Origin of the sequence: Mesorhizobium sp. M1217 (assembly GCF_040318275.1) — a bacterium.
Classification (GTDB): Bacteria; Pseudomonadota; Alphaproteobacteria; order Rhizobiales; family Rhizobiaceae; genus Mesorhizobium.
The window spans coordinates 83,456-95,612 of record NZ_JAMYMA010000005.1 but is presented as its reverse complement, the minus strand read 5'-3'; the positions used below and the strand labels follow the sequence as shown (position 1 = coordinate 95,612).

Below are 12,157 nucleotides of genomic sequence, written 5' to 3'. Positions count from 1 at the left end.
GCGATGACGCCTGAACTGGTCATTTTCGACTGTGACGGCGTGCTGGTGGATAGCGAGATGCTGTCCGTCTCGGCATTGCTGGAGATGATCGCGCTTGCCGGCGGCAACGTCAGCGAGGACGTTGCCTACGAGCACTTCCTCGGCAAGAGCATGAAGAGCGTCCGCGAAATCCTCGCAAGCGACTTCGGGCTCGATCTCACCGACCAGCATCTGACCGAGATGCGCTCCGAACTGATGCGCAAGTTTCGCCAGGAGCTGAAACCGATGCCAGGCATGGCACAGGTCCTGCCGAAGCTCGGCGTGCCGTGCTGCGTCGCCTCCTCCGGCACGCTGGAGCGGATCCGCTATGCGCTCAAGGTTACGGGGTTGCTTGGGCTGCTGGAGCCGCATTTGTTCAGCGCTGCCATGGTGGCGCGGGGCAAACCGGCGCCCGATCTTTTTCTCCATGCGGCTGCTAAAATGGGAGCGGACCCGCGAAACTGCCTCGTCGTCGAGGACAGCCCGGCCGGCATCCAAGCGGCGCGGGTGGCAGGCATGCGCGTCCTTGCCTTCACCGGGGGCTCGCACACCGGCAACCCGGCACTGAAAGCGCGGCTTGCGTCGAGTGAGCCGGACTTTATATTCGCAGACATGCTGCAATTGCCCGATCTGATTGCAGGCCTGGGAGCGAGAGCAAGAACACCTTGACCAACAGTTTCGTTTGCGCGGTCGATGTCGGCACCGGAAGCGCCCGTGCCGGCATTCTCGACACCGGTGGCGCCTTGCTCGGCCGCGCCGAGCACCCGATCGCCATGCAACAGCCGAAGGCCGACCACGCCGAGCACGATTCGCAGGATATATGGTCGGCGGTGTGCATGGCCGTCCGCGCTGCCCGCGAAAAGGCGCGCGTGAAGGCTGAGGATATCGTCGGCATCTCCTTTGACGCCACCTGCTCGCTGGTGGTGCGGGACCGGCATGGCGGCCAGCTCAGCGTGTCCGTCACTGGCGAAAGACGCTGGGACACCATCGTCTGGCTCGACCATCGCGCCATTGCCGAGGCCGACGAATGCACCGAAAGCGGCCATGCCGTGCTCGACTATATCGGCGGCGTCATGTCGCCGGAAATGGAGACGCCCAAGCTGATGTGGCTGAAGCGCAACCTACCCGGAGCATGGAACGAAGCCGGCTACCTATTCGACCTCACCGACTTCCTCACCTGGAAGGCGACCGGCTCGCTCGCCCGTTCGCAATGCACGCTGACCGCCAAATGGACCTATCTGGCCCATGAAGAGACCGGCTGGCGGCGCGACTTCTTCGAAGCGGTCGGGCTCGGCGACGTTTTCGAGCACGGCAATCTGCCGGGAAAGGCAAGCCCGGTCGGCGCAGATATCGGTGCGCTCAACACGCAAGCCGCGGCGGAGCTTGGCCTCACCGAAAAATGCCGGGTTGGCGCCGGCGTCATCGATGCCTATGCCGGCGCGCTTGGCGTGCTCGGCGGCTTCGCCGGTGACGCGACCAACATCGGCCGCCATCTCGCTCTGATCGCCGGCACGTCGAGTTGCGTCATGGCGATGTCGCCCGATCCGCAGCCTTTCGCCGGTGTTTGGGGTCCTTACTATGGCGCCGCCCTTCCCGGCCTGTGGCTGTCGGAAGGTGGCCAGTCAGCCACCGGCGCGCTGCTCGATCACATCATCCGCTGGCATGGCGCCGGCGGCGAGCCGGATGCCGCCATGCATGCCAGGATCGCCCGCCGCGTCGCCGAGCTGCGCGCCGCTGAAGGAGACAACCTCGCCGCCAGGCTGCATGTGCTGCCCGATTTTCACGGTAACCGCTCGCCGCTCGCCGACCCGCATGCCGTAGGCGTCATCAGCGGGCTGACGCTGGATTCGTCCTTCGACAGTCTGTGCAAGCTCTATTGGCGCACCGCCGTCAGCATCGCGCTTGGCGTCCGCCATGTGCTGGAGGCGCTGAACGAGAACGGCTATCTGATCGACACGCTGCACGTCACCGGCGGCCACACCAAGAACCCCTTGCTGATGGAGCTCTATGCCGACGCCACCGGATGCACGGTGGTCGAGCCGCTGGCGGACGAGGCGGTGCTGCTCGGCACCGGCATGATTGCCGCCACCGCTGCCAGGCTTTTTCCCGATTTGAACGCCGCTTGCGTCGCCATGCAGCAAGGCGGCAGGACGCGCGAGCCCAATCCGGCTGCCGCCGGCCGGTTCGATCGCGACTACCGCGTGTTTCTCGAGATGCATCGGCAAAGGCAGGCGCTGGACGCGATCCGATAGATCGGGATCGGCGGCTATCTCTGGTTCCAGCGCCGGACGACCGGTTCGTCAAGGCCGTGCTCATAACCGATCACGCTTACGCTGGCGGTATCCAGCACGAAAAGCGCGCCGTCTTGCGGTGGCAGGCCGAGCCAGCGTGCGGCTAGCACCCTCAGGAAATGCGAACTTGAGAAGACCAGGACATTGCCGCTGGCCTCGAGCAACTGGCTGACGATCCGGTCCGCCCTCGAGCCTACATCCGTGGCGGACTCGCCGCGCGGGCAGCCGTCGCGAAAGAGCCGCCAACCGGGACGCTCGGCGAGGATTTGCTTGGTGGTCAATCCCTCATAGGCACCATAATCCCACTCCGCCAGATCGTCCTTCTTCACGCCTGACGAGCCGAAGCCGGCCAGCGCACAGGTGTTGAAGGCGCGCTGCGACGGGCTCGACCACACCGCCGAGAAGGATAGACCCTTTAGCCGCTCAGTGACCCGCCTTGCCGCGTCCTCGCCGGCCGGCGTCAGCGGTATGTCGGTCCGGCCGGTATGTTTTCCGGACGCACTCCATTCCGTCTCGCCATGCCGAACCAGATAGATTTCGGGAAACGCGCTCATCAGGCTGCCTTTCAAAGGAATCCACCGTGACCATAGCGGCTTCCATGGCCTCTCCAATAGCCTGCATTGAGCCGACTGGCTTAACCCTTCCGCAAGTTAGCCTCTTGCCACCGGTGCCCATTTCATAGACAAACCCGTCGTAATGCGGAATCCGGCCGATCTTGGCCATTTTCCGCGCTGAGACGCGGCTTCCGGCTCTTGCCGACGTGCCGCAATCGGATAGGCGGAAAAAATGTCTGCGATCGAAGCCGACGCTCGCGCGCCGGAAAACCTTTGGCGTCGGGAAATCAGGGCGATGCTGGCGCTCGCCTGGCCGATGGTGCTGACCAATCTCGGTCAGACCGCGATGACCGCTACCGACGTCATGATGATGGGGCGGCTGGGGCCGGACACGCTGGCCAGCGGTGCGCTTGGTGCCAACCTTTACTTCATGCCGCTGATCTTTGGACTTGGCCTGATGCTGGCGACCTCGCCGATGATGGCGACCGAGCTCGGCCGTCGCCGCCACTCGGTGCGCGACCTGCGCCGCACCGTGCGCCAGGGTCTGTGGCTGGCGATCCTCATTTGCATTCCGATCTGGGTCTTTCTCTGGCACGGCGAGGCCGTGTTGCTGGCCATGGGTCAGGAACCGGCACTGGCGCATCAGGCCGGCATCTATCTGCGCTGGCTCGAATGGGCGGTGCTGCCCTTTTTCGGCTACATCGTCCTGCGCTCGTTTATTTCGGCGCTGGAGCGGCCGGGCTGGGCACTGATCATCGTTTTCGTTGCCGTCGCCTGCAACGCCTTTTTCAACTGGCTGTTCATGTTCGGCAATCTCGGCATCCAATCGATGGGCATCGCCGGCTCCGGCCTCGCCACCACGCTGTCCAGCACGTTAATGTTCGCCGGCATGGCGGCGGTGGTGATGCTTGAGAAGAAATTCCGGCGCTATCGTCTGTTCGGACGCTTCTGGCGGGCCGATTGGCCGCGCTTCAAGGGCCTGCTGCGGCTCGGCCTGCCGATCGCCGGCCTGCTGGCGTTTGAGGTGACGATTTTCAACGCGGCGGCCTTTCTCATGGGCCTGATCGATGCGGCTTCGCTTGCCGCCCATGCGATCGCCATCCAGATCGCCTCGATCACCTTCATGGTGCCGCTCGGCCTCAACCAGGCGGTGACGGTGCGCGTCGGACTTGCCCACGGCGCCGGCAATCCGGAAGGTGTCAGCCGGGCCGGCTGGACCGCGTATGTCGTCGGTGTCTCCTTCATGGCGCTGATGGGGCTGGTGATGATCCTGTGGCCGCATCTCTTGATCGGCGCCTTCATCGATCTGGGCAATCCGGCTAATGCCGAGGTGGTGGCGCTTGCCGTGTCGTTCCTCGCCTTTGCCGCGCTGTTCCAGGTTTTTGACGGTGCGCAGGCGGTCGCCAGCGGCATGCTGCGCGGCCTGCACGACACCAAGGTACCGATGATCTATGCCGCGATCGGCTATTGGGGCATCGGCCTGCCGCTCGGCGTGCTGCTCGCCTTCCATTTCGGCTTCAACGGCGTCGGCATCTGGATCGGCCTGTCGTCCGGGCTGGCGGTGGTCGCCGCGCTCCTGCTGGGACGCTGGCTGCGGCGGGACAGGATCGCGCCGCCGCTGGTGTTCGGGCGTTGAATTGCTGGTCGCCCGCTCAGCGGGCCGCCGCCCGCTGCTCGAGCGAACGTGCGTATTGCGTCAGCGGAAAGCACATGACGAAGAAGATCAGCGCTACCAGCCCGTAGACTTTGAACGGTTCGAAGGTCGCATTGTTGATTGCGTTGGATGTCCTCACCAGCTCCTCGAAACCGATGATCGAGGTCAGCGCGGTCGACTTGATCAGCTGCACCAGGAAGCCGACGGTCGGCGCGCGGGTGATCGAAAACGCCTGCGGCAGGATGATCAGCCGGAGTTCCTGCAGATAGTGCAGGCCGAGGCTGGCGCCGGCGTCCCACTGGCCGCGTGGCAATGCATCGACGCCGCCGCGCCAGATCTCGGCGAGATAGGCGCTGGCAAAGAAGGTCAGGCCAAGCACCGCCGCGGTCCACGGCTCGATGCGCAGGCCCAGCATCGGCAAGCCGAAGAACATCAGGAAGAGCTGCATCAGCAGCGGCGTGCCCTGGAAAAGCGCGATGTAGCCGGAGGCAAACCGGCGCGCCCATTTATTCTTGGCGATCCGGAGGAACAGCACGATCATGCCGACCACGGCGCCGCCGACAAAGGCAGCCAACGACAACAGCACCGTCCAGCGCGCCGCCAGCAGCAGGTTGCGCAGAATATCCCAGAAGGTGAATTCGATCATGATACGCCGGCTCCGAGAAGCCGGCGTCCGCCGCCAATCAGCAGACGGCGCAGCCCAATCGACAGGATGAGATAGACCACCGTCACCACGAAATAGGTCTCGAAAGCCCGGAACGTGCGCGCCTGCAGCATGTCGGCCTCGTAGGTCAGCTCGCGCACCGCGATCTGCGACACGACGGCGGATTCCAGCATCATGATGACGATCTGGCTGGTCAGCGCCGGATAGATCACCTTGAGCGCCTGCGGCAGCACGATCTTGATGAAGACCTGGCGCGGCCTGAGCCCAAGCGCCATTGCCGCTTCCGTCTGCCCGGGCGGCACCGCGTCGAGTCCGGCGCCAACGATCTCGATCGTGTACGCCGCCATGTTGAGCGTCATCGCCAGCATGGCTGCCAGCACGGGATCGAGCCTCACGCCGATGCTTGGCAGCCCGAAGAAGATGAAGAACAGCTGCACCAGGAACGGCGTGTTGCGGATCACCTCGACATAGACGCCGATCGCCCGCTTGAGCAGCAGCGGGCCGTTCCGCCGCCCTGCGGCGCCGAGGATGCTGAGCAACGTTCCCGCCAGCGTGGTCACGGCGATCAACAGGATCGTCGTGGCCGCGCCGCGCGCGATCGCCCCTGTCGCCCCGGCAAGCCAGCCGAAGTCGAGGCTATAGGTCACCAGCCGTCAATCCTTGAGATTGGCGGGATCGAGCGGTGTCTTCAGCCAGGCCTTCGAGCTTTCGTCCAGTTTGCCGTCGGCCAGCATCTTGGCAACCGCATCGTTGACCGCTTGCTTGAGGCGGTCTTCCTTCTTGTTGAGGCCGATATGCGATGGCGAGGTGAGAAGCTGGAATTTCTGTTCCGGCTTCAGCGCCTCCTGGCGGGCGAGCACCTGGGCGCCGACATCGTTGCCGACCACCATCAGCTGGGTCTGGCCCGAAATGAAGGCCTGGATGACGGAATTGTAGTTGTCGAAGCGGCGGATGTCGGCCGAGGCGGGTGCTGCCTCGGTCAGCGAGGTGTCCTCCAGCGTGCCGCGATTGACGGCGATCGACTTGTCGGCAAGGTCTTCCTTGCCTTTGACCGCAAGTGCTGCCGGGCCGATGACGGCGATGTAGTAAGGCGCGTAGGCGGCGGCGAAATCGATCACCTGCTCACGCTCCTTGGAATAGCCGACGCTCATCAGCAGGTCGACGCGCTTGTCGGTAAGATATGGGATGCGGTTCTGGCCGGTCACGCTGACCAGATTGAGCTTGACCTTGAGCTGGTCGGCGATGGATTGCGCCACGTCGATGTCGTAGCCCTTGATGCTCATGTCGGCGCTGGCCGAGGAGAAGGGTGGGAAATCGGAAAAGATGCCGACATTGATGGCGCCGGCCTTGGTGATGTCGTCGATAGCGTCGGCATTGGCGGCCTGGGTAGTGAAACCAAAGCCGGTTGCGCCGAGCATCAGCACGGCGGCGATGGATGATTTGAGTTTCATGTGAAGTGTCATTGTCGTTCCCCTGCTGGAAGCTTGTTTGTGTGAGTGTAACCGCCGGCTCCAGCGCGGCGGTCGCCTTTGGGATTTTCTAGTGGACCATGATCGTCTCCGAAAACCGGTTCCCACTTTTCGGGATCATGGTCGAGCGTGTCAGCCCGCCTTGCTGGTGATTGCCGGGCTGAAGACCATCAGGCTGAGGATCTCGAACAGCACCTGCGCGCCGGCATGCGCCGTGTTGGTGGTCGCGTCATATTGCGGCGCCACCTCGACGACGTCGCCGCCGACGATATTGAGGCCCTTCAGGCCGCGCAGCAGCTCGAGCACTTCGCGCGTCGTCAGCCCGCCGACCTCCGGCGTGCCGGTGCCCGGCGCGAAGGCAGGATCGACGCTGTCGATATCGAAGGAGACATAGGTCGGGCCGTCGCCGACTATCCTGCGCGCCTTCTCGATAATGGCGGGAATGCCGAGGCCGGTCACCTCTTCGGCATGCACCACGGTCATGCCGGACTCATAGGTGAACTCCCAAAGGTACTCGGCCGAGCCGCGAATGCCGATCTGGATGGTGCGGCTCGGGTCGAGCACGCCGTCCAGCACCGCGTTGCGGAACGGACCGCCATGGTGGAACTTGGTCATGTCGAACAGGCCGCTGGTGTCGCAATGGGCATCGATATGGATCATGCCCACCGGCGCCTTCTTGCCGACAGCCTTCAGGATCGGGTGGCTGATCGAATGGTCGCCGCCGACAGACAAGGGCAGGACGCCGGCGTCGACGATCTGGTTGGTGCGGCGTTCGATGTCGTCATGGCTGGTCTCCAGCCGGTAGCGGCTCTGGAACGGCACGTCGCCAATGTCGGCGACTTTCAGCTCATGCGTCGGTGCGCATTCCAGCACATGATTGTAGGGGCCGATGCGCTCGATGGCGCGCAGCGCCCTTGGCCCGAAACGGGCGCCCGGCCGGTTGGTGACGCCCAGATCCATCGGCACACCGATCATCGCCACCTGAAGATCGCCGAAATCCGGATTGTCGGCGGCGATTTCACGATAGGGCGCCGCGAGGAAGGTCGGGATGCCGGAATAGGGCGCCAGCCGCGTGCCGGTCTTGGAGAAGATCTTGTCGGCGACACGCTGGAATTTCGGGTCGAACATTTCGCCGCCATGGCTCTCGCCGTATTTGCGGCGCAGCGCTTCGAGCTTGCCGCGGTCATAACCCATGTCGGTCCTCCATGGCTGGTGCAGCGCGGACGGCGGCCTCGATAGCCGCAGCCGTTGGCTGCCTGCAGATTTCACGTCTTGATGCAATGCTTGGGCAAAGTGTCCTGTAGCTGCATTGAAAAATCAATTGATATTGTTAGGGTGTTCGCTGTGAGAAAATCTCACAGAGCTTAGGTTCCAAATGGCCAAGCGTTTGCCACCGCTCAACCCGCTGCGCGCCTTCGAGGCGACGGCGCGCCATGCCTCGCTGACCAAGGCGGCGGCCGAGCTGAACGTCACCCACGGTGCCATCAGCCATCAGATCAAGGCGCTCGAGCAATCGTTGGGCGTCAAGCTGTTCGAGCGTGCCGGCCAGCGGGTGAAGCTGACGCCGCACGGCGCCGAATTGCTGCCGGCGGTGTCGACAGCCTTCGACGGCATTGCCGCCGCCACGCAGCGCATGACACGGCCGGCCAGCACCGGCGCGCTATCGGTATCCTGCGTGCCGGCGCTGCTATTGCTGTGGATGATCCCGCGGCTGGGCAGCTTCACTTCGCAATATCCGGATATCCGGCTGACGCTGATCCCATCCAATGATGCCAAGGACGTCCGCGCACCGCATATCGATGTCTGCGTGCACTATGGTGACGGCAGCTGGACCGATTGCTGGATGCGCAAATGGTCGGGTCTCGAACTGTTCCCGGTGGTCAGCCCGACGCTGATCAACAACCGCCCGATCCGCACCGTCCGCGACCTCGCCGATCACGTCTTCCTGCATGGCGACGACGGCCGCGAATGGCACACCTGGCTGGCCGCCGCCGATGCGCTGGACCTGGAGCGCGGCCGCCGCCACCATCTCGGCGACGCGCGCATGGCGACCGAGGCCGCAGTCCACGGCCATGGCGTGGCGCTCGGCGACACGGTGACGGCAAGCGGACTGCTCGCCAGGGGTCTGCTTGTCGCGCCATTCAGCCTTTCCGTGCCGGCCGTCGACGATTTCTACGTCGTCTGCCGCAACGAGATGCGGTCGGCGCCGATCGTGCAATTGTTCATCGACTGGCTGTTTGCCGAGAAAGAGCAGGCCGATCGCCGCGCCGACGCGCCGGTGGCAGGCCGCATCGGCTTTCGCCGCAAGCGTCCAGCGCTCAAGGTGGTCGGCGCCAAGACCGCATCCTGAGGCCGAAACTGCCGTGGGCGCCGCTTGCCGCAGGGGCTTCTTTTTGTCGGGCCAGCCCGCAAAGCGGGAGGCGCGTTCAAAAATTCGATGCTAAGAGGCATTTGGAGCAATTCCAGGAAAAGTGCGCAGCGGTTTTCCGTCCGGAATTGCGCTAGACAAAAGCTAGAACGAGCAGCGAAGGCGCATTGAGCGATGGCAAAGACCGATATAGCGCGGCGCGTCTACAACCACACCTGGAAGCTCGACCCGATCGTGCGTAGCTTGCTCGACACCGATTTCTACAAGCTTCTGATGCTGCAGATGATCTGGGGCATGTATCCCAAGGTCGACGCCACCTTCTCGCTGATCAACCGTACCACCTCGGTCCGCCTTGCCGAGGAGATCGACGAGACGGAGCTGCGCGAGCAGCTCGACCATGCCCGCACCTTGCGCTTCTCGAAGAAAGAGATGATCTGGCTCGGCGGCAACACCTTCTATGGCCGCAAGCAGATCTTCGAACCGGAATTCCTCGCCTGGCTGGAAAATTTCCGGCTGCCCGAATACGAGCTCTCCAGGCGCGACGGCCAATACGAACTCGCCTTCAGCGGCCCGTGGATGTACACGACGCTGTGGGAGATCCCGGCGCTGGCAATTATCAATGAACTTCGATCTCGCGCGGCCATGCGGGCGTTCGGGCCGTTCGCGCTCGACGTGCTCTATGCCCGCGCCAAGGCCAAGATGTGGGCCAAGACCGAGCGGCTGAAGGCGCTGCCCGGCATCCGCATCTCGGATTTCGGCACCCGCCGCCGTCATTCGTTCCTGTGGCAGCGCTGGTGCGTCGAAGCGTTGAAGGAGGGCATCGGCGAGGCCTTTACCGGCACCTCCAACGTCCTGCTCGCCATGGACAACGACCTCGAAGCGCTCGGCACCAACGCGCATGAGCTGCCGATGGTGTTCGCCGCGCTCACCAATTCGGAAAAGGAATTGAAGCAGTCGCCCTATAAGGTGTTGCAGGACTGGCAGCGCTACTACGGCGGCAATTTGCTGATCGTGCTGCCGGACACCTTCGGCACCGCGGCGTTCCTGCGCGATGCGCCGGACTGGGTCGCCGACTGGACCGGCTTCCGCCCCGACAGCGCGCCGCCGATCGAGGGCGGCGAGAAGATCATTTCCTGGTGGCGCGAAAAGGGCAAGGACCCCAAGCAGAAGCTGCTCATCTTCTCCGACGGGCTTGAGGTCGAGACCATCGAGGAGACCTACCGCCACTTCCGCGGCAAGGTGCGCATGTCCTTCGGCTGGGGCACCAACCTGACCAATGATTTCGAAGGCTGCGCACCGACCGAGACCAACCGGCTCGACGCCATCTCGCTGGTCTGCAAGGTCACCGAGGCCAATGGCAGGCCGGCGGTCAAGCTTTCCGACAATCCGGCCAAGTCGACAGGCGACGAGAAAGAGATCGAGCGCTATCTGCGCATTTTCGGCCAGAAGGACCGCGTGGAGCAGCTGGTGAAGGTGTGAGGGCCGACAAGAAGTATTTCTTGGAAAGCATGAGTTCCCGCCCACCCCCCTCTGTCCTGCCGGACATCTCCCCCTCAGAGGGGGAGATTGGCTCTCATCTCCGCTCTGGCCAACCCTCAACGAGGCAAGAAAAGCGCCGGCCGATTCAACTGCCAATCTCCCCCCTCGAGGGGGAGATGTCCGGCAGGACAGAGGGGGGTGCCGTAGAGCGCTGCCATAACCTAGTAGCCCTGCCGCGGTTCTCCTTCTTCCTGGCCCTTGCACCTGTATTCCTGCCCACCCCCGCCTTCGCCCACGCCTCCGACCGCGGCCACGTCCTGCTCCTCCCCACCGGCTACTACGTCGCCGGCGGCGCGCTCGCCGTCGCCGCCAGTTTCCTTGTCCTGGCGCTACTGAGGCCGGACTCCCTCGACCGCTTCTGGCGCAAACGCCTGCCGCTTTTCACCTTCGGCGACGGCGCGCGGACTGCCGTCAGCCTGATATCCTTTGCCGGCTTTGCAATTCTCACTGCCGCCGGCCTGTTCGGCAGCCGCGATCCGCTCTCCAATCCGCTGCCGCTGACCGTATGGACATTGCTCTGGGTTGGGCTGGCTTTGCTGCAAGGGCTCAGCGGCGATCTCTGGTCGTGGCTCAATCCGTGGTACGGGCCTTGCCGCGTCGTCTCGCGCCTGTCCGACAGAACGGAGCCACGGCGGCTGCCCCAGTGGCTCGGCTATTGGCCGGCTTTCGTGCTGTTCTTCGCCTTCGCCTGGTTCGAGCTGATCGACCCGGCGCCCGATGACCCGGGGCGGCTGACCTGGGCCGCCGGCGTCTACTGGCTGCTAAGCTTCGCGGCCATGCAGGTCTTCGGCTACCGCGGCTGGACCCGCAGCGGCGAGTTCCTGACAGTGTTCTTTTCGATGGTGGCGCGCTTCGCCATCGTCGAACGCAACGAGGACGGCCGGCTCAAACTCTGCTGGCCGGGCGCTAAGCTGCTCGAGGATGCGCCGCTGCCGCTCAGCGGCGTCGCCTTCCTGCTGCTTGCGCTGTCGTCGGTATCCTTCGACGGCCTGTCGAAAACCTTCTTCTGGCTAGGCCGGTTCGGCATCAATCCGCTGGAGTTTCCGGGACGCACCGCCTTGATCGGCATCGGCAGTTTCGGCCTTGTGCTGACCTTTGTCGTGCTTGCGGCCGTGTTCGCGCTTGCCGTCTTTCTTGGCCAGCACCTTGCCGGCAGCAAGCATTCCCTCGCTCACGCCGCAGGGCTACTAGTCTGGTCGATCGTGCCGATCGCGCTCGCCTATCACTTCGCGCATTATCTGACGGCGCTGCTGGTCGACGGCCAATATGCGATTGCCGCTCTCTCCGACCCGTTTGCGCTGGGCTGGAACCTGTTCGGCACCGCTGAACTGCCAATTGAAGCCGGCGTCGTCGCCGGCGCCGGCTCGGCGTGGTGGCTGTGGAATCTCCAGGCCGGCGTCATCATAGCCGGCCACATGCTTGCAGTGCTTGTCGCCCATGGCTTGGCCTGGCGATTGCACCCCATTCCCGCTCGCGCCGCGCTCAGCCAGTTTCCGCTCACGTTGCTGATGATCGCCTACACCGTCTTCGGCTTGTGGCTGCTTGCGACGCCAACCGCCGGGTGAACGAGATGCGCGATGCCCGTCAATCGAACCTTGGG

The 12,157-nt window shown here is 64.0% G+C and carries 11 protein-coding genes; 6 read left to right on the top strand and 5 right to left on the bottom strand.

Annotation, left to right across the window (positions count from 1 at the left end):
• The first annotated feature begins 3 nt into the window (after positions 1-3).
• Together NKH37_RS10020 and NKH37_RS10015 are read left to right on the top strand one after the other, a co-directional pair.
• Positions 4-687: an HAD family hydrolase gene (locus NKH37_RS10020; protein ID WP_352484350.1), complete on the top strand. Its 684-nt coding sequence runs from the start codon at positions 4-6 to the stop codon at positions 685-687.
• Complete coding sequence (locus NKH37_RS10015; protein ID WP_023722523.1) at positions 684-2,270, top strand: FGGY-family carbohydrate kinase; 1,587 nt, start codon at positions 684-686, stop codon at positions 2,268-2,270. Before NKH37_RS10020 ends, NKH37_RS10015 begins: the two co-directional genes overlap by 4 nt.
• 14 nt (positions 2,271-2,284) lie before the next feature.
• On the opposite strand, the gene NKH37_RS10010 is transcribed toward NKH37_RS10015, so the two are convergent.
• On the bottom strand, positions 2,285-2,866 hold the full coding sequence (locus NKH37_RS10010) for a histidine phosphatase family protein (protein WP_031195179.1): 582 nt from the start codon (positions 2,864-2,866) through the stop codon (positions 2,285-2,287).
• A 229-nt stretch (positions 2,867-3,095) separates the two neighbouring features.
• Here NKH37_RS10010 and NKH37_RS10005 point away from each other — a divergent pair, with 229 nt between their 5' ends.
• Positions 3,096-4,499, top strand: a complete 1,404-nt coding sequence (locus tag NKH37_RS10005; protein WP_352484348.1) for an MATE family efflux transporter — start codon at positions 3,096-3,098, stop codon at positions 4,497-4,499.
• A 16-nt stretch (positions 4,500-4,515) separates the two neighbouring features.
• On the opposite strand, the gene NKH37_RS10000 is transcribed toward NKH37_RS10005, so the two are convergent.
• The 4 genes from NKH37_RS10000 to speB form a co-directional block, all read right to left on the bottom strand.
• Positions 4,516-5,163: an amino acid ABC transporter permease gene (locus NKH37_RS10000; protein WP_352484347.1), complete on the bottom strand. Its 648-nt coding sequence runs from the start codon at positions 5,161-5,163 to the stop codon at positions 4,516-4,518.
• Positions 5,160-5,828, bottom strand: a complete 669-nt coding sequence (locus NKH37_RS09995; protein WP_023722519.1) for an amino acid ABC transporter permease — start codon at positions 5,826-5,828, stop codon at positions 5,160-5,162. Before NKH37_RS09995 ends, NKH37_RS10000 begins: the two co-directional genes overlap by 4 nt.
• A 6-nt stretch (positions 5,829-5,834) precedes the next feature.
• On the bottom strand, positions 5,835-6,644 hold the full coding sequence (locus NKH37_RS09990; protein WP_352484346.1) for a transporter substrate-binding domain-containing protein: 810 nt from the start codon (positions 6,642-6,644) through the stop codon (positions 5,835-5,837).
• 138 nt (positions 6,645-6,782) lie between these two features.
• Positions 6,783-7,844, bottom strand: coding sequence for an agmatinase (speB, locus tag NKH37_RS09985; RefSeq protein ID WP_352484345.1), 1,062 nt, complete (start codon positions 7,842-7,844; stop codon positions 6,783-6,785).
• Positions 7,845-8,025: 181 nt separating this feature from the next.
• On the opposite strand from speB, the gene gcvA reads away from it, so the two are divergent.
• The 3 genes from gcvA (at position 8,026) to NKH37_RS09970 (ending at position 12,122) form a co-directional block, all read left to right on the top strand.
• Entirely contained in the window at positions 8,026-9,000 is a 975-nt protein-coding gene (gene gcvA / locus NKH37_RS09980; RefSeq protein ID WP_023722516.1) for a transcriptional regulator GcvA, read from the top strand.
• Between the two features lie 192 nt (positions 9,001-9,192).
• Positions 9,193-10,497: a nicotinate phosphoribosyltransferase gene (pncB, locus tag NKH37_RS09975; RefSeq protein ID WP_352484344.1), complete on the top strand. Its 1,305-nt coding sequence runs from the start codon at positions 9,193-9,195 to the stop codon at positions 10,495-10,497.
• A 176-nt stretch (positions 10,498-10,673) separates the two neighbouring features.
• On the top strand, positions 10,674-12,122 hold the full coding sequence (locus tag NKH37_RS09970; RefSeq protein ID WP_352640298.1) for a hypothetical protein: 1,449 nt from the start codon (positions 10,674-10,676) through the stop codon (positions 12,120-12,122).
• Positions 12,123-12,157: the final 35 nt, after the last annotated feature.